The sequence below is a fragment of the Nonomuraea sp. NPDC050478 genome, assembly GCF_044458265.1.
GTDB lineage: Bacteria > Actinomycetota > Actinomycetes > Streptosporangiales > Streptosporangiaceae > Nonomuraea > Nonomuraea ferruginea.
In genome coordinates, this window is sequence record NZ_JBITHT010000003.1 from 223,594 (window position 1) to 239,601 (window position 16,008).

Below are 16,008 nucleotides of genomic sequence, written 5' to 3' on the forward strand. Positions count from 1 at the left end.
CTCCTTCCCGCGCACGCGCGCCCCGGGCCGGTCCCGGGACGCGCGCGCACTGTGTGTCGATGCGTGAGGGTCAGAAGTCGAAGTCGTCGATGTTGGACGCCTCGAAGGTGAACGGCGGGCCGAGGATGACCTCGCCCTTCGCGCCGATGGTCCGCTCGCCGAGCTTGCCCGCCTTGAACGTCTCGCCCTCGGCGCCGGTGATCTGCCCGGACACCAGCGCGGCGGCCGCGTAGGAGGCCAGGTAGCCGAGGTCCTTCGGGTTCCACAGGGCGAACTTCTCGACGGTGCCGTCCTTGACGAACTGGCGCATCTGGTTCGGCGTGCCGAGGCCGGTGAGCACGACCTCGCCCTTGTACTTGGAGCCGGAGATGTAGCGGGCCGCCGCCGCGACGCCGACGGTGGTGGGCGAGATGATGCCCTTCAGGTCGGGGTAGGCCTGCAGCAGGCCCTGCGTCTCGGTGAACGACTTCTGGTCGTCGTCGTCCCCGTAGGCGACCTTGACCAGCTCCATGTCCTTGTACTCGGCCTTGGTCAGCTCGTCCTTCATGAACTCGATCCAGGTGTTCTGGTTCGTGGCGTTGGCCGTGGCCGACAGGATCGCGATCTCGCCCTTGTGGCCGATCATCCCGGCGAGCAGCTGGACCTGGCTGCGGCCGACCTCCTCGGAGCCGGCCTGGTTGATGAACAGGTCACGGCACTCGGGCGCGGCGTCCGAGTCGTACGAGACGATCTTGATGCCCTTGTCCCTCGCCTGCTGGAGCGGGCCGCACACGGCGTTGGGGTCGTTGGCCGAGATGAGGATGGCGTCGTGGCCCTGCTGCGTGAGGGTGTTGATGTAGGAGATCTGCGAGGACGCGGACGCGTCGGACGGGCCGACCTCCTTGGCCTCGCCCTGGAACTCCCCGGCGGCCTCGGCCCCCGCCTCGGCGACGATCGTCATGTAGGGGTTGTTGATCTGCTTGGGCAGGAAGGCCAGCTTCAGGCCCTGCTTGATCGGCGCGTCCGGGTCGGCGGCGGCCGCCGCGGACGAGGCGGGCGGCTGCGCGGGCGCGGACGTGACGCTCGACTTGGTGGTGCCGCCGCAGGCCGCGACGCCGAGGGCGAGCACTGCCGTGAGTGCGGCGAGGCGCATCGGTCTCATGGGGTTCCTTTCAGTGCCGACGTGCCGGATCTGACCGGTCTGAGCAGGGAGATGAGACGGGGGGTGAGCACCGAGACGATGAGCAGGAGACCGGTGACGATCGACTGGATCTCGGTCGAGACGTCGTTGAGCATGAGCAGGTTGCGCAGCAGCCCGATGAGCAGCACGCCGGCGATGACGCCGCCGAGCGTGCCCTTGCCGCCGTCGAAGTCGACGCCGCCCAGCAGCACGGCCGCGATCACCGCCAGCTCGATGCCGAGCCCGTTGTCGGCGCGCGCGGACCCGTAACGCAGGGTGAAGACGACCCCGGCGAAGGCGGCGACCGTGCCGGAGAACACGAACAGCAGCAGCTTGATCCGCTTGACCCGGATGCCGCTGAAGAACGCGGCCTGCTCCTGCGCGCCGATCGCGAACAGCGCCCGGCCGAAGCCGGTGGCGTGCAGCACCACCGCGACGACCACGGCCAGCAGGACGAACAGCGCGACCGGGTACGGGACGAACGTGCCGGGCACGTCGTCCACGGCCAGCGCCGTGTACTGGGGCGGGAACTGGGCCACCGCCTTGTCGCCGAGCACCACGTACGCCAGCCCCCGGTAGAGGGCGAGGGTGCCGATCGTGACGGCCAGCGACGGCAGCCCGAGCCGGGTCACGAGCAGCCCGTTGACCAGCCCGCAGAGCGCGCCGGTGAGCACCACGAGCGGGATGATGGTCTCGATCGCCATGCCGCCGTCCCACAGCGCGCCGACCAGCGCGCTCGACAGGCCCAGCACGGACGCGACCGACAGGTCGACCTCGGCGGCCACCACGAGCATGGTCATGGCGAGCGCGATGAGCGCGATCTCGCCGAGGTCGCCGAGCGCGAACGACAGGTTGCCCGCGGTGGCGAACGAGGGCGAGCCGAGGGCGCCGCCCGCGAACACCGCGACCAGCAGCAGCCCGATGATCACGTCCCAGCGGAGCACTCTAGCCATGGCGGCTCCTCCTTCTGAGCAGCCGGGCGACCCGCAGGGCCAGCACCCGGTCGACGCTGATGGCGATCAGGAGCAGCGCGCCGGTGATGGCCTGCTGCCAGAACGGGTTGACCCGGAGCACGACCAGGGCGCCGCCGATCACGGTGAGCAGCAGCGCGCCGAGCGCCGCCCCGTACACGCTCCCCACGCCGCCGGTGATGGCCACGCCGCCGACCACGACCGCGCTGATCACCAGCAGTTCCCAGCCGTTGGCGGAGTCGGCGACGACGGTGCCGAAGCGGGCCAGCCAGAGCACTCCGGCGAGCCCGGCCAGGCAGCCGCTGACCAGGTAGGCGGCCAGGACGCGGCGGCGGACCGGGACGCCGGCCAGCCGGGCGGCCTCCGGGCTGGACCCGATCGCGTAGAACTCCCGCCCGCTCGGGTAGGCCCGCAGGTAGTAGCCGATCGCGAACATGATCACCACGGTGATGAGCGGCAGGTACGGCACACCCAGCACGGCCCCGTTGCCCAGCGACAGCAGCGCGGGCGGCAGGTTGACCGCGTTGATCTGGCGACCGGCCGCGACGTAGTGGCACACGCCCTGGAAGACGTAGAGCGTGCCGAGCGTCACGACCAGGGCGGGCACCCGGCAGAAGCTGACCAGCAGCCCGTTGAGCAGGCCGCAGGCGGCGCCGATGGCGATGCCGAGCACGACGCCCGGCACGACCCCCCAGCCGCTCGCCAGGGCGTCGCCCACCACGAACGCGACCAGCCCGACCACGGAGCCGACGGACAGGTCGAGGTTGCGGGTGATGACCACCATCGACTGGCCGACGGCCAGCAGCGCCAGGATCGCGGTGTTGAGCAGGATGTCCTCGACGCCCTGCCCGGACAGGAAGTTCGGGTTGACGGCGGCGGTGCCGCCGACGAGCGCGGCCAGCGCGAGGACCAGGCTCAGCTCGCGGGCCCTGAACACCAGGTCGACCAGGTTGCGGGCGCTGCGGTCGCGGGCCGCGGGTTCGGGCCGGGTGGTGGTGGCGGTCACGCGGCCCTCCCGGTGGCGGCGGACATGACGCTCTCCTCGGTGGCCTCGGCGCGCGGGATCTCGGCGGTGATCCGGCCCTCGTGCATGACCAGCACCCGGTCGGCCATGCCGAGCACCTCCGGCAGGTCGGAGGAGATCATCAGCACCGCGATGCCCTGCCCGGCCAGCTCCGACAGCAGCCGGTGCACCTCGGCCTTGGTGCCGACGTCGATGCCGCGGGTGGGCTCGTCGACGATGAGCACCGACGGGCCGGTGGCCAGCCACTTGGCGAGCACGACCTTCTGCTGGTTGCCGCCGGACAGCACGCCGACGCCGTCGCCGAGACCGGCGAACTTCAGCCGGAGCCGGACCGCCCAGTCCCTGGCCCGGTCGCGTTCGGCGGCGCGGGAGATGGTGAGGCCGCGGCGCAGCGAGCGCAGCCCGGTCAGGCCGATGTTGCGCTCGATGGACAGCTCCATGACCAGGCCCTGCTGCCGCCGGTCCTCCGGCACCAGGGCGAGCCCGGCGGCCATGGCGGCGGTCGGGCTGGCGGCGGGCAGCGGCCGGCCGTCCACGTGCACGGCTCCGGCATCCCACCGGTCGATGCCGAAGACCGCCCTGGCCACCTCGCTGCGGCCGGCCCCGACCAGGCCGGCGAGCGCGACGATCTCGCCGCGCCGCACCTCGAACGAGACGTCGGTGAAGACGCCCTCCCTGGTCAGCCGCTCGACCCGGAGCGCCACCGCGCCCGCCTCGGTGTCCTGCTTGGGGTAGAGGGCGCCGAGCTCGCGGCCGACCATCCGGCGGATCAGGTCGTCGTGGGTGAGCCCGCCGACGGGCTCGCTGGCGATCCAGGCGCCGTCGCGCAGGGTCGTGACCCGCTGGCAGAGGGAGAAGATCTCGTCCAGCCGGTGCGAGATGAACAGGACGGCGCATCCCTGCCCGCGCAGCGCCTCCACGACCGAGAACAGCCGGGCGACCTCGTTGCCCGACAGCGCGGCCGTCGGCTCGTCCATGATCAGGACCCGGGCGTCCCTGGAGATGGCCTTGGCGATCTCGACGAGCTGCTGGTCGGCGATGGACAGGCCGCGGGCCGGCTGTTCGGGGTCGACGGTGACGCCGAGCCGGGCGAACAGCTCAGCGGACCGGGCCCGCATGGCGCGGCGGTCGATGCGGCGCAGTGAGGTGCGGGGCTGGCGGCCCATGAAGATGTTCTCGGCCACGGACAGGTCGGGGAAGAGCGTCGGCTCCTGGTAGATGACGGCCACGCCGGCCCGCTGGGCGTCGGCCGGGTTGTGGAAGACGACGGGCTCGCCGTTCAGCAGCACCTGGCCGCTGTCCGGGCGGTGGACCCCGGCGAGCGTCTTGACGAGGGTGGACTTGCCGGCGCCGTTCTCCCCCGCGAGCGCGTGCGCCTCCCCTGCGAACAGTTCCAGCGACACCTCGCGCAGGGCCCGCACGGCGCCGAACGACTTGCTGACGTTGGCGAGCGCGAGGGCGGGGGGACCACTCATGCGTCCTCCGGACGACAAACGTTTTAACTGGATGTTTCCGGAATCTAGGTGCTGCACCCGTGGCCGTCAATGCCTTCAGCCGATGTCTGGCGCAGATGGAGTTGCTACGTTTTAATCAAGGTCGTGCGATTCACAGCTGTTGATCTGGGCGCCTCCAGCGGGCGGGTGATGAGCGCCGGCGTGTCCGGCGGACGGATCGAGCTGGAGGAGGTGCACCGGTTCCCCAACCGGCCCGTACGGGTGGGGGGAACCCTGCACTGGGACATCCTCTCCCTCTACCAGGGGGTGCTCGACGGGCTGCGCGAGGCCGGCCCGGCCGAGTCCGTCGGGGTCGACTCGTGGGCGGTGGACTACGGGCTGCTCGACGGCGACGGCAGGCTGATCGGCAACCCGGTGCACTACCGCGACGCGCGCACCGCCCGCTTCACCGAGCGGGTGGACCCGTACGAGGTGACGGGGATGCAGTTCCTGCCCTTCAACACCGTCAACCAGTTGCTCTGCGAGCCGCTCGACCGGGCCGAGACCATGCTGCTGATCCCGGACCTGCTCGGCTACTGGCTGACCGGGACCATCGGGGCCGAGCGGACCAACGCCTCCACCACCGCCCTGTACGACGTGAGCGGGCGGGAGTGGGCCTGGGAGCTGATCGACAAGCTGGGGCTGCCCCGGCGGATTTTCCCGGACTTTCTGGAAAGCGCTTCCCCGTTGCGGGAGGACGTGGCGGAAGAGGTCGGCTACCGCACGGACGTGGTCAAGGTCGCCTCCCACGACACCGCCTCGGCCGTGGTGGCCGTGCCCGCCGGGACCGACCGCTTCGCCTACGTCTCCTGCGGCACCTGGTCGCTGGTCGGCGTCGAGCTGCCCGCGCCCGTGCTCACCGAGGAGAGCCGCCTGGCCAACTTCACCAACGAGGCCGGGATCGACGGCACCACCCGCTATCTGCGCAACGTCATGGGCCTGTGGATCCTCCAGGAGTGCCTGCGCGCCTGGGGCGGCCCGCCCCTGGAGCCGCTGCTGGCCGAGGCGGAGACCGCGCGCACGGACACGGTCGTCGACCCGGACGATCCGTCGTTCCTGCCGCCGGGCGACATGCCGGCCAGGATCGCCGCCTACTGCGCCCGCACGGGGCAGCCGGCGCCGGAGGGGCGCGCGCAGGTCGTACGATGCATCCTGCAGAGCCTCGCCCTCGCCTACCAGCGGGCGATCGCCGACGCCGTCCGGCTCAGCGGCCGGCCGGTCGAGGTCGTCCACCTGGTGGGCGGCGGGTCGCTGAACACGCTGCTGTGCCGGCTCACCGCCGACGCGACCGGGCTGCCGGTCGTGGCCGGTCCCGTCGAGGCGGCCGCGCTCGGCAACGCGCTGGTGCAGGCTCGCGCGCGCGGCCTGGTCGGCGGCCTGGCCGAGATGCGGGAGCTGGTCCGGCGCAGCGCGGGCGTGCGCACCTACGAACCACGGGAACGCGGATGAGTATCGACGGTTGGGACGAGGCGCCGGCCGGGGCAACCCGGCCGAGCCCGTCCATCAAGGATGTCGCGGCCCTGGCGGGGGTGTCGCCCGGCACCGTCTCCAACGTGCTCAACCGGCCCGAGAAGGTGGCCGGGGCCACCCGCGACCGGGTGGAGAGCGCGATCAGGGAGCTGGGCTTCGTCCGGCACGGCTCGGCGTCCACGCTGCGCGCCGGCCACAGCCGCACCATCGGCCTGTCCGTGATCGACATCGGCAACCCGTTCTTCACCGACGTGGCCGCCGGGGTCGAGGACCTGGCCAGCGAGCGCGGCTACGCCGTCATCCTGGGCAACTCCTCGGGCAGCCGGGTCAAGGAGGAGCGCAACCTGCTCGTCTTCGCCGAGCAGCGGGTGCGCGGGGTGCTCATCACCCCTTCCGACCAGGACCCGATCCGGCTCGACCGGCTGCGCGAGCGCGGCATCAGCGTGGTGCTCGTCGACCACCCGGCCGAGCGGCCCGACCAGTGCGCGGTCGCGGTCAACGACGTGACGGGCGGGGCGATGGCCGTCGAGCACCTGCTGGCGGGCGGCGCCGACCGGGTCGCCTACGTCACCGGGCCGGCCGCCATGCGCCAGTGCCAGGACCGGCGGCGCGGCGCCGAGCGAGCGCTGGCCGCCGCCGGGCGCGACCCGCGCGACCTGCGCGAGGTGGCCATGCCGGCGATGACCGCCGCCGCCGGGCAGCAGGCCGCCGAGAAGCTGCTGGCCCAGGACGTGCTGCCGGACGCGCTGTTCTGCGCCAACGACCTGCTGGCGCTGGGCGTCCTGCGCGGGCTGCTGCAGGCGGGGGTCCGGGTGCCGGAGGAGGTGTCGCTCATCGGGTACGACGACATCGACTTCGCCTCGGCCTCGACCGTGTCGCTCAGCTCCATCAGGCAGCCGACCTACCAGCTCGGGCGGGCGGCCACCGAGCTGCTGCTCGACGAGTGCGACAACCCCGACACGCACGCCCACCAGCAGATCATGTTCCAGCCCGACCTCGTCGTGCGGGAATCCACGCGGTAGCTTGGGGGGCCAACCGAACAACGGGGAATGTCATGACCAACGGTGTTCGTCACGTGCTCGGGTTCGTCGCCGGCCTGTTCCTCCCGTCGTTGATTCTGGTCGGCCTGCTGTACGGCACGGGCGAGATCACCCTCTCCGCCCAGCGGTTCTTCGCCGTCTCCTGGGCGGCGATCGGGGTGCTGGTGGTCACCGCGATCGGGCTGGCGTTCCTGGTGGGGTCGCGGCTGTCCCCCGTCGCGTCGCTGCTGGGCGGGCTGCAGTACACGGTGCTGGGCCTGCTGCCGATCCTGGAGCTGGGCGGCACGCGCCTGCTGCCGACGAACTGGCTGCCGCTGCCCCTGGCCAGGGGCTACATGAACGCCGGCTACCTGGGGTTCCTGCTGCTCCTCGGCGTGCTGCTGCTGGCGGCGTCGGCGTTCCCGTCGCGGTGGCGCGGCCGGCCCAGAACGGACGGCCAGCCCGCGCCCTACTACGCCCCCGGTCCGCATGCCTACTCCGGTCCCGCCGGTCCTTCCGGCCCGCCGCCCGCCGCCGAGCGCGACCCGTACGCCGGTGAGCCGTGGCGCGGGGACGACGCCACCCGCCCGATGCGCCGCGACTGACCGGCCGGTGGCACAGGGCTGGCAGAATGCCTGGCATGCGTGACACCACCATCGCCGCCTTCCTGTCCGAGCTCGCCGGCAAGGTGCCCGCGCCGGGCGGGGGCGCCACCGCCGCCCTGCACGCGGCGCAGGCCGCGGCGCTGCTGGGCATGGTGGCCCGCTACTCCACCGGCGAGAAGTACGCCGAGCACGCGGCCGTCGTCTACGCCGTGATCGGCGAGACCGACGAGCTGCGGGCGCGGGCGCTGGACCTGGCGGAGGCCGACGCGGCGGCGTTCACCGCGGTGACCGACGCCTACCGGCTGCCCAAGGGCGAGGAGCGCAGCCTCTCCATCGCCCGCGCGCTGGCCGGCGCGGCCGAGCCGCCCGCGCGGGTGGCCGAGACGGCGTACCGGCTGGTGGAGCTCTGCGAGGCGCTGCTGCCGATCGGCAACCGCAACCTGCTCACCGACGTCGCGGCGGCGGCCGAGGCGGCGCGTGCCGCGCTGACCACGGCCCGGGTGAACGTCGAGGTCAACCTGGGCGGCATCACCGACGAGGGCACCCGCGGCGCGCTGCTGTCACGCCTGGCCGAGGTCGACTCCGCCGCCGCACGCGCCGAGCGGGTGACGGCCGAGGTACGCACCGGTCTGAAGACGTGAGCGACCCCTTCGCGCCGTAGGACTGGCGCAGGGAAACGGACGGGAGTTGAGGACACTGGCGGGCGAGAGGGCGGGCGCGTGAGGAAGCTGACCGGCAAGGAGCTGGCGCAGGCGATCAGGGCGCAGACGGCCGCCGAGGTGGCGGCCGGGCCGCAGCCGCGGCTGGCCGTGGTGGTGGCGACCGACGACGAGGCGAGCCTGTGGTACGTGCGCTCGATCGCCAAGGCGGCGGCCGGGGTGGGCATCGCGGCCGACATCGTGGACCTCGGCCCCGCCGCGAGCCCCGGGCAGATCCGCGAGAGCCTCGTCAGGCTCAGCGGGGACGGCGGCGTGCACGGCCTGATGCTGCAGACGCCGCTGCCGCCGGGCGCCTCGGCGCAGGAGCTGGCCGGGGCCATCGACCCGCGCAAGGACGTCGACGGCGCCAACCCGCTCTCGCTGGGCAGGCTGGCCGCCGGGCTGCCCGCGTTCGCGCCCGCCACGGCGGCGGCGGTGATGGCGCTGCTCGACCATTACGGCGTCGAGCTGAAGGGCAGGCGCGCGGTGGTGGTGGGCCGCTCCACGGTGGTCGGCAAGCCGCTGGCCCACCTGCTGCTCGACCGGCACGCCACGGTGACGGTGTGCCATTCGCGCACCCACGACCTGGCCTCCGTCACCGCCACCGCCGACGTGCTGGTCGCGGCCGTGGGCCGGGCGGGGCTGATCGGCGCCGATCACGTGGCCCCTGGCGCGGTCGTCATCGACGTCGGCACCAACCCCACCGACGACGGCGGCCTGGCCGGCGACGTCGACTTCGAGCCGGTGTCGGCCAGGGCCGGGGCCCTCACCCCGGTGCCGGGCGGCGTGGGGCCGGTGACCACGGCGCTGCTGCTGCGCCACACCGCGAGGGCGGCGAACCTTCCGTGAGCCGTCATTCCGGCGGCTTCGGGCTCGGCCGGGCCGGGGACGTGGACGAACTGATGCTCGGCTCGATGGCGGAGGCCCGCGATGCGTGACGTCCTGGTGGTGCAGAACAGCCGGAGCGGCGGCCCGGGCCGGTGGGGCGGCTGGCTGGAGGAGGCAGGGCTGCGGCTGGACGTGGTGCACGCCTACGACGGCGAGCCGGTGCCCGACCGGCTGCGGCACGACGCCATGATCATGCTGGGCGGCGGCTACCTGCCGGGCGACGACGACCGGGCGCCGTGGCTGGCGCCGACCCGCAAGCTGGTGGCCGAGGCGCTGGCGGCGGAGGTGCCGCTGTTCGGCATCTGCCTGGGCGGGCAGATGATCGCCGAGGTGGCGGGCGGCGAGGTGACCGCCGACGCGGGCGCCCCCGAGAACGGCAGCCTGCCGGTCACCATCCGGCCGGAGGCCGCCGATGACCCGCTCTTCCACGACCTGCCCGGCGTGGTGCCGGCCATCGAGCACCACGTCGACGCCATCACCGCGCTGCCGCCCGGCGCGGTGTGGCTGGCGGAGACCGCGCGCTGCCCGTACCAGGCGTTCCGGGTGGGCGGCCGGGCGTGGGGGGTGCAGTTCCACCCGGAGGTGCCGCCGGCCCGGATCAGGGAGTGGCGGGCCGACGGGTTCGACCCGGACGAGGTGTACGCGCGGGCGGTGGCGGACGAGCCGGTCTCCGCGCCGATCTGGCGGGAGGTGGCCCGCCGCTTCGCCGGGCTCGTCTGAACGGCGGTCAGCTCGTGTACGCGTCGTAGCCGAGCTTCACCGCGACCGCCAGGCCGCAGGCGGCGGCGAGGTAGCGGAGGCTCTGGCCGGGGAGGCGCCGGGCGATCTTGGGGCCGAACCAGCCGCCGAGCAGGAACCCCAGGGCCAGCGGGACCGCCGCGCCCCAGTCGACCGGCCCGAACACCGCGAAGCCGGTGGCGGCGACCGCGTTGGCCATCCCGGACAGCACGTTCTTCAGCGCGTTCAGCTTGGCCGGGGTGCCCTCCAGCATCGACGACAGGACCGCCAGCATGAGGATGCCGCCCGCCGCCCCGAAGTAGCCGACGTAGATCGCGACGGCGAACAGCGCGCAGCGCATGAGCGGCCCGTGCTCGCTGTTGAGCTCTCCCCGGGGCGGGCGGATCAGCAGCAGCGAGGCCAGGCCGATCAGCCAGGGGGCGATCTGCTCGAACGTCTCGGACGGGGTGACCAGCAGCAGGAAGGCGCCCGTCGCGCCGCCGAGCATGGTCAGCCAGCCCAGCCTGAGCACCCGCGGCCCCTGCCCGGCCAGCTCGGGCCGTGAGCCGAAGGCCGCGCCGAGGCCGGTGAACAGCAGCGCGACCGTGTTGGTGACGTTGGCGGTGAGCGGCGGCAGCCCGAACGCGAGCAGCGCCGGATAGGACACGATCGAGGCGAGGCTCACCACGGTGCTGACCACGCCGGCGAACGCGCCGACGGCGAGCAGGCCGAGCACCTCTCCCACGATCACCCGGACATGCTAGGCGGCGTCCGTCCGCTCGCGGTGGCCGGGGCTGTCAGGATCGCCTCACCTGCCGCGCGCCGTACGGGCTCGCGGTGGCCGGGGCCGTCAAGGTCGCCTCACCTGCGGCGCGCCGTACGGGCTCGCGGTGGCCGGGGTTGTCAGGATCGCCTCACCTGCGGCGCGCCGTACGGGTGAGTCCCGCCGCCAGGAGGGCGGCGGCCAGTCCGGCGGCGGCGGCCCAGCGGCGCTGGCGGGTGACGCGCCGCTCCACCTCGGAGTACGGGGTCGTGGAGAACGACACCAGCTCGTAGCGGGACGCGTACCGGCCGGGCAGCGCCCGCTCCAGCGCGTGCTCCAGCCGCTTGCCGGCCAGGAACAGGCGGGACCCGACCTTGTCGCGCATCTCCACGAAGTTGTCCAGCGCCAGCCGGGCGATCACGTCGGTGTCGGCCTTGCGCCGCTCGAACAGCTCCAGCGCCGCGGCGAAGTCGTCGCCCGTCTCGTCGAGGCACCGGTCGAGCTCGACGCAGTCCTCGAAGCCGCAGTTGGCGCCCTGGCCGTAGAAGGGGACGATGGCGTGCGCGGCGTCGCCGATCAGCCCCGCCGTCACCTCGCCGGTGGTCACGTGCCAGGGGCTGCAGCGCATGGTGACGAGGTGGCCGACGGGATTGGCCTGGTAGTGCTCGACCAGGCCGGGCATCAGCTCGAACGCGTCCGGATACTCACCGGCGAAGCGCGCCCTGATCCGTTGCGGGGTGTCGAGGGCGGCCAGGTCGTCGTGCGGCCAGAACAGGGTGCAGGTGAACGACCGGTCGGGGTTCGGCAGGGCGATCATCATGGCGCGGCCGCGCGGCCAGATGTGCAGCGCCCCCGGCTCCATGGCGTACGCGCCGTCCCTGGGCGGGATGGTCAGCTCCTTGTAGCCGTAGTCGAGGTACTCCTGCGTGAAGCCGACGCCCGGCAGGGCCTGCAACCGGGCCCGGACCGCGCTGTGGGCACCGTCGGCGCCGATCACCACCCGCGCGCGGGCGGTGGCGCCCGAGCCGAACTCCAGCCTGCCGGTCCGCTCGTCCAGCCCGGTCAGCCGGTGCTCGAACAGCACTTTGACCCCCGGCATGGCGGTGGCCGCGTCCAGCAGGATCCTGTTGAGCTCGGCGCGGCCGATGGAGTTGATCGCGTGCCCGCGGTCGGCGCTGTAGGGCTGGAAGGTGAGCTCGCCGTCGAGGGCGTGCATCATCCGGCCCGGCATCGGGATCGCGGCTCCGAGCACCTCCCGGTCCAGGCCCAGCCGGCGCAGCGCGTCGACGCCCCGCTCGGAGATCGCCAGGTTGATGGACCTGCCGCCGCCGGCCCCGGCCCTTCTCAGGTCCGGGCGTCGCTCGTACAGGGTGACCTCATGTCCGCGGCGGGCGAGGAAGCAGGCGAGCAGGCACCCGACGAGCCCCGCGCCGACGATCGTGACCTCCATCACTCCTTCGTACGGGCGAGGCCGCGTGATGTCCAGAGCTAGTGGAGCGCTTCGGCGATGGCGTGGGCGGTGGCTTCCCAGATGGGGGTGCGGGGGTCGATGACGGCGAAGTGGTCCCCCACCATTTCCAGATAGGTCACCTCGTCTCCGGCGTTCGCCGCGGCGCGCGCGTACCGGCGGCCGAAGTCCACCAGGTCAAGGTCGTCGCCGGAGCCCTGCACGATCAGCTGCCGCACCTTGATCGGCACCCGTACCAGCGGCGACGCCCCGCCGTAGACCCGTTCGGCGGTGGAGCGTTCCCTCTCGGGGAGGTCGTCCCAGGTGGTGACGCCGAGCGCGGCGGCCACCGCGCCTGTGCCGACCCAGCGCCGGTCGCCCTCGACCAGGTCGAGCACCCCGGCCAGGGACACGGCCAGCGCCACCCCGGCGCCGTCGGCGGCGGCCCGCAGCGCGAGCTGGCCCCCGGCCGAGTGTCCCGCGACCGCCAGGCGTCCCAGGTCGAGCGGCGCGTCCAGGCGGGTGAGCGCCTCCATCCCGGCGGCCACGTCGGCGGTGGTGGCGTCCCAGCCGTGCAGGTCGGGGCGGCGGTACTCGAGGTTCCAGACGGCGAACCCGCGGGCGGTCAGATCGGCGCAGAGCGCCTCCATGAGGTCGGCCGCCCAGACGGACCGCCAGTATCCGCCGTGCACCAGCACCACCACCGGCGACGGACCCCCGGCCACCTCCCCTGCACGAACCCCCAGCACCGCGGCACGCCTGCGGGGCAGCAGGGGGACCCCATGCTCCCCCGAAGCGGCATCACCTTCCGCGACCGGGATCGCGGACCCCACGTCGCCGGCCGGCGAGGGATCCCCCGAAGGGACATCACCCTCCGGAACCGCGCGCGTGGACCCCGCACCCACCCCCGAAAGGGCGCCGGGCTCCGCAGCCGCGCTCGCGGGCCCGTCCTTGGGTGCGGCCCCCGAAGGGGCGCCGCCCTCCGGAACCGCACGCGCGGGCCCCGCGTCGCGCGCTGACGGGAGGTAGAGGTGGCCCCACTGGTCTCGATGCGGGCCGTACGGGATGCGGACGTGGGGGTGTCTGATGCGGTGGACCGCGTGGCGGACGGCCCACCGGAGGCCGGCGAGGCCGCGGCCGTGGAGGTGGGTGGCGTCCTCGGCCACCTCGACGCCGTCCGCCCGCCAGATGTCCAGCCAGGTGACGGGCCCGAGCGGCTCGGCCATCAGGGTCCGCAGCTCGCCGGGCCCCGGCAGGATGACGACCGCGTGGCCGGCCGAGTTGTGCCGCTCCCCCTGCCCGCCGCCCGAGCCCGGATGGCGGCGGCGGGTGCGGGCCCGGACGTCGTCGGGGTCGCGGACGCGGGTGATGACCCCGCGCACGCCCAGGGAAACGAACTCGCGTTCGGCGATCTCGCCCAGGAGGGCCTCGTCCGCGGCCAGTCCAGGGCCGATCAGCACCAGGACATCGCTCATGACTTCCGACACTACAGAAGTTTCACCATCTGGGCCTTTGCTTAATCTCGTATCGGTATAGAAGTGGCCCGGCATAGGTTGACCGGGTGCGTGTCGATCTTCTTCATCCCTGGCCGGAGAGCGTCGCCGAGGCGGAGGCCGTCCAGGAACTGCTCCGCCCGCGCGTCGAGCTGACCGGCCCGGACCGGTTCGCCACGGTCGCGGGCCTGGACGTGCACTACCACGGCGACGACGACCTGTCCGCCGCCGTGGTGGTGCTGGACGCGGCCACGCTGTCCGTGGTGGAGCAGGTGGTGGTGAACGGCAAGGCGGCCTTTCCTTACGTGCCCGGCCTGTTCGCCTTCCGCGAGCTGCCCGTGCTGGTGGAGGCGCTGGAGCGGCTCACCGTCACACCGGACCTGCTGGTGTGCGACGGGTACGGGCTGGCGCACCCGCGCGGCTTCGGCCTGGCCTGCCACGTGGGCGTGCTGACGGGCCTGCCGGCGCTGGGCGTCGGCAAGACCCCCTTCGTGGGCACGCACGAGCCGCCGCCCCCGGAGCGCGGCGCGTGGTCGCCCATCGAGCTGGACGGCGCCGTGGTCGGACGCGCCCTGCGCACCCGTGACGGCGTCAAGCCGGTGTACGTGTCGCAGGGGCACCGCATCTCCCTGGAGACGGCGACCGACCAGGTGCTGGCCCTGACGCCGCGCTACCGGCTGCCCGAGCCGGTCCGCAGAGCCGACCACCTGGCCAGGCATCGGGACCCGGCCGCTAGGGCCGCCACGACCAGGTCACGAGCCACACGCTGACCCCGAACAGCGCCGCCCCGAGCGGGACGTGGACCAGCACCTGGCCGGAACCGCCCAGCATGGTCTGCACGAACCCGAGCAGCAGCGCCGCCAGGCTGACCAGCGCCGGCCAGCCCGCGCCGCGCCCCGGCCGCCACAACAGGACGGCCGTGACGAGCAGGACCAGGCCGAGCACGTGGACGGCCCCCGAGCCCGCCCCGTGCATGCCCGCCCCCGCGCCGCCGAGCATCTGGCCGGCCGTGACGGCCTGGAAGAGCACCGCCGCCGCGTTGAGCAGCGCCGCCGCCCGGAACGCCGTCAGATATCCGCTGCGCTGCACGACCTGGGTGACCACTGGTTTCTCCTTCGACCTCGTCCGAGATCACCAGGATCGCGGCCCCCGCCCTCACGGGCATCCGCCGTCGGTCGTCATCGCGTGTACACCAGGAGTCGTATCCGGGGCCCGTCAGGCGGGCGGGTGGGCGCCGGAGTGTTCCAGGGGCGGCAGCACCGCCTGGGCGTCGGCGCCGCCGGACCAGAGGCCGATCATGAACGCGGCCGTCGCCTCCAGCAGTTCGGCCCGCGCGAGCCCGCCGCCGTCGACCGGTGCGCACCCCAGGTCCTCGGCCAGCCTGCGGGCGAGCGCGAGCGCGTCCGGGTCGTCGCCGCAGAGCGGCACGGCGAGCGGGCGCCCGCCGAAGACGGGCGGCGTCATCCGCCACACGTCCACGTGACACAGGTTGAAGGCCTTGACCACGTGCCCGCCGCTCCGCCGGGCGATCTCGCGGGCGACGGGCCGGAAACCGTGCGGTCCCACGTCGTTGGTGACGTCGATCACCGGCTTCCCCCGCGCCGCGTCCCCGGCCTCGGCCAGCACCGCGGGCACCGCCTCCGCCAGGACCGCCACCACGGCGACCTCCCCGAACCCGGCCGCCTCCCGGAACGTCCCCGCCCGGGCGCCCGTCGTCGCGGCCAGGGCCGCCGCCCTGGCCGGGTCGCGCCCGCTGACCATGATCTCGTGCCCGGCCCTCGTCCACTGGGCGCCGAGGGCGCCGGCCATGTTCCCCGCTCCCAGGATCCCGATCCGCATGTCACTCCTCCACGTGCTGATACATGTAGGAGAGACCCTAGAAAGCCCGATACGCACCATCCGGTGCCTTACGGAGGCCGCGTTGTTCCTCGCCGACTGCCAGGCCAGGCTCGCGTTCGACCTGCTGGCCAACACCTGGAACGCGGTCGTCCTGTGGTCGCTGCGCCACGGCCCCCGCCGCCCGGCCGACCTGCGCGTCCAGATCGGCGGCATCAGCCAGAAGGTGCTCACCGAGACGCTGCGCCGCCTGGAGTTCAACGGCCTGGTCCACCGCCGGGCCTACGCCGAGGCGCCGCCCCGCGTCGAGTACGAGCTGACGGACCTGGGCCGGAGCCTCGTGGAGCCGATCGGCGCGCTCGGCGCGTGGGCGTTCGAGCATGCCGAGGAGGTGATGGCGGCGCAGGACAGGGCGGGCGCGTGAC

The 16,008-nt window shown here is 73.5% G+C and carries 17 protein-coding genes; 8 read left to right on the forward strand and 9 right to left on the reverse strand.

Annotated elements, in window-relative coordinates; all coding sequences use genetic code 11:
* Nucleotides 1-70: 70 nt before the first annotated feature.
* Genes rhaS through ACIBF7_RS15485 form a run of 4 tightly spaced genes read right to left on the reverse strand, consistent with a single transcriptional unit; the run spans nt 71 to nt 4,629 of the window.
* Nucleotides 71-1,141 (reverse strand): rhamnose ABC transporter substrate-binding protein, encoded by a 1,071-nt coding sequence (gene rhaS / locus ACIBF7_RS15470; protein ID WP_397197383.1) that lies wholly within the window; start codon nt 1,139-1,141, stop codon nt 71-73.
* Nucleotides 1,138-2,112 (reverse strand): ABC transporter permease, encoded by a 975-nt coding sequence (locus tag ACIBF7_RS15475; protein WP_148030753.1) that lies wholly within the window; start codon nt 2,110-2,112, stop codon nt 1,138-1,140. Before ACIBF7_RS15475 ends, rhaS begins: the two co-directional genes overlap by 4 nt.
* A complete protein-coding gene (locus tag ACIBF7_RS15480) occupies nt 2,105-3,136 on the reverse strand; it encodes an ABC transporter permease (RefSeq protein ID WP_271279358.1) in 1,032 nt (343 codons plus the stop codon). Before ACIBF7_RS15480 ends, ACIBF7_RS15475 begins: the two co-directional genes overlap by 8 nt.
* The gene (locus tag ACIBF7_RS15485) at nt 3,133-4,629 is read right to left on the reverse strand and encodes a sugar ABC transporter ATP-binding protein (protein WP_271279359.1); all 1,497 of its coding nucleotides are present in this window, start codon (nt 4,627-4,629) and stop codon (nt 3,133-3,135) included. Before ACIBF7_RS15485 ends, ACIBF7_RS15480 begins: the two co-directional genes overlap by 4 nt.
* A gap of 168 nt (nt 4,630-4,797) precedes the next feature.
* Between ACIBF7_RS15485 and ACIBF7_RS15490 the strand changes: the two genes are divergently transcribed.
* The 6 genes from ACIBF7_RS15490 (at nt 4,798) to ACIBF7_RS15515 (ending at nt 10,047) form a co-directional block, all read left to right on the forward strand.
* Entirely contained in the window at nt 4,798-6,096 is a 1,299-nt protein-coding gene (locus ACIBF7_RS15490) for a rhamnulokinase family protein (protein ID WP_364232640.1), read from the forward strand.
* Nucleotides 6,093-7,139, forward strand: coding sequence for a LacI family DNA-binding transcriptional regulator (locus ACIBF7_RS15495; protein WP_219548214.1), 1,047 nt, complete (start codon nt 6,093-6,095; stop codon nt 7,137-7,139). The genes ACIBF7_RS15490 and ACIBF7_RS15495 overlap by 4 nt, the downstream gene beginning before the upstream one ends.
* A gap of 32 nt (nt 7,140-7,171) precedes the next feature.
* Nucleotides 7,172-7,741 carry a hypothetical protein gene (locus ACIBF7_RS15500; RefSeq protein WP_148030749.1) on the forward strand — a complete coding sequence of 190 codons (570 nt, stop codon included), beginning with the start codon at nt 7,172-7,174 and terminating at the stop codon, nt 7,739-7,741.
* Nucleotides 7,742-7,776: 35 nt separating this feature from the next.
* The gene (locus ACIBF7_RS15505; protein ID WP_364232235.1) at nt 7,777-8,382 is read left to right on the forward strand and encodes a cyclodeaminase/cyclohydrolase family protein; all 606 of its coding nucleotides are present in this window, start codon (nt 7,777-7,779) and stop codon (nt 8,380-8,382) included.
* A gap of 78 nt (nt 8,383-8,460) precedes the next feature.
* Entirely contained in the window at nt 8,461-9,288 is an 828-nt protein-coding gene (locus ACIBF7_RS15510) for a bifunctional 5,10-methylenetetrahydrofolate dehydrogenase/5,10-methenyltetrahydrofolate cyclohydrolase (RefSeq protein WP_219548216.1), read from the forward strand.
* An 81-nt stretch (nt 9,289-9,369) separates the two neighbouring features.
* Entirely contained in the window at nt 9,370-10,047 is a 678-nt protein-coding gene (locus tag ACIBF7_RS15515; RefSeq protein WP_148030746.1) for a type 1 glutamine amidotransferase, read from the forward strand.
* A gap of 7 nt (nt 10,048-10,054) precedes the next feature.
* Here ACIBF7_RS15515 and ACIBF7_RS15520 read toward each other — a convergent pair whose 3' ends face one another.
* From ACIBF7_RS15520 to ACIBF7_RS15530, 3 genes are all read right to left on the reverse strand, one after another.
* Entirely contained in the window at nt 10,055-10,795 is a 741-nt protein-coding gene (locus ACIBF7_RS15520; protein ID WP_397197384.1) for a sulfite exporter TauE/SafE family protein, read from the reverse strand.
* A gap of 163 nt (nt 10,796-10,958) precedes the next feature.
* A complete protein-coding gene (locus ACIBF7_RS15525; protein ID WP_397197385.1) occupies nt 10,959-12,257 on the reverse strand; it encodes an FAD-dependent oxidoreductase in 1,299 nt (432 codons plus the stop codon).
* A gap of 38 nt (nt 12,258-12,295) precedes the next feature.
* Nucleotides 12,296-13,729 carry an alpha/beta hydrolase fold domain-containing protein gene (locus ACIBF7_RS15530; RefSeq protein WP_397197386.1) on the reverse strand — a complete coding sequence of 478 codons (1,434 nt, stop codon included), beginning with the start codon at nt 13,727-13,729 and terminating at the stop codon, nt 12,296-12,298.
* 86 nt (nt 13,730-13,815) lie between these two features.
* On the opposite strand from ACIBF7_RS15530, the gene ACIBF7_RS15535 reads away from it, so the two are divergent.
* The gene (locus ACIBF7_RS15535) at nt 13,816-14,517 is read left to right on the forward strand and encodes an endonuclease V (RefSeq protein ID WP_397197387.1); all 702 of its coding nucleotides are present in this window, start codon (nt 13,816-13,818) and stop codon (nt 14,515-14,517) included.
* Here ACIBF7_RS15535 and ACIBF7_RS15540 read toward each other — a convergent pair.
* Entirely contained in the window at nt 14,480-14,851 is a 372-nt protein-coding gene (locus ACIBF7_RS15540) for a hypothetical protein (RefSeq protein WP_397197388.1), read from the reverse strand. The genes ACIBF7_RS15535 and ACIBF7_RS15540 overlap by 38 nt on opposite strands.
* 111 nt (nt 14,852-14,962) lie before the next feature.
* Nucleotides 14,963-15,586, reverse strand: a complete 624-nt coding sequence (locus tag ACIBF7_RS15545) for an NADPH-dependent F420 reductase (protein ID WP_397197389.1) — start codon at nt 15,584-15,586, stop codon at nt 14,963-14,965.
* 82 nt (nt 15,587-15,668) lie between these two features.
* Here ACIBF7_RS15545 and ACIBF7_RS15550 point away from each other — a divergent pair, with 82 nt between their 5' ends.
* Nucleotides 15,669-16,007, forward strand: a complete 339-nt coding sequence (locus ACIBF7_RS15550; protein WP_246640733.1) for a helix-turn-helix domain-containing protein — start codon at nt 15,669-15,671, stop codon at nt 16,005-16,007.
* Nucleotide 16,008 lies beyond the last annotated feature (1 nt).

What these genes read in the sequence shown, in the direction of transcription:
- ACIBF7_RS15525 (WP_397197385.1), bottom strand. Translation starts at nt 12,257, where the DNA reads ATGGAGGTCACGATCGTCGGCGCGGGGCTCGTCGGGTGCCTGCTCGCC.
- rhaS (WP_397197383.1), bottom strand. Translation starts at nt 1,141, where the DNA reads ATGAGACCGATGCGCCTCGCCGCACTCACGGCAGTGCTCGCCCTCGGC.
- ACIBF7_RS15490 (WP_364232640.1), top strand. Translation starts at nt 4,798, where the DNA reads ATGAGCGCCGGCGTGTCCGGCGGACGGATCGAGCTGGAGGAGGTGCAC.
- ACIBF7_RS15485 (WP_271279359.1), bottom strand. Translation starts at nt 4,629, where the DNA reads ATGAGTGGTCCCCCCGCCCTCGCGCTCGCCAACGTCAGCAAGTCGTTC.
- ACIBF7_RS15475 (WP_148030753.1), bottom strand. Translation starts at nt 2,112, where the DNA reads ATGGCTAGAGTGCTCCGCTGGGACGTGATCATCGGGCTGCTGCTGGTC.
- ACIBF7_RS15505 (WP_364232235.1), top strand. Translation starts at nt 7,777, where the DNA reads ATGCGTGACACCACCATCGCCGCCTTCCTGTCCGAGCTCGCCGGCAAG.
- ACIBF7_RS15530 (WP_397197386.1), bottom strand. Translation starts at nt 13,729, where the DNA reads ATGAGCGATGTCCTGGTGCTGATCGGCCCTGGACTGGCCGCGGACGAG.
- ACIBF7_RS15495 (WP_219548214.1), top strand. Translation starts at nt 6,093, where the DNA reads ATGAGTATCGACGGTTGGGACGAGGCGCCGGCCGGGGCAACCCGGCCG.
- ACIBF7_RS15500 (WP_148030749.1), top strand. Translation starts at nt 7,172, where the DNA reads ATGACCAACGGTGTTCGTCACGTGCTCGGGTTCGTCGCCGGCCTGTTC.
- ACIBF7_RS15515 (WP_148030746.1), top strand. Translation starts at nt 9,370, where the DNA reads ATGCGTGACGTCCTGGTGGTGCAGAACAGCCGGAGCGGCGGCCCGGGC.
- ACIBF7_RS15545 (WP_397197389.1), bottom strand. Translation starts at nt 15,586, where the DNA reads ATGCGGATCGGGATCCTGGGAGCGGGGAACATGGCCGGCGCCCTCGGC.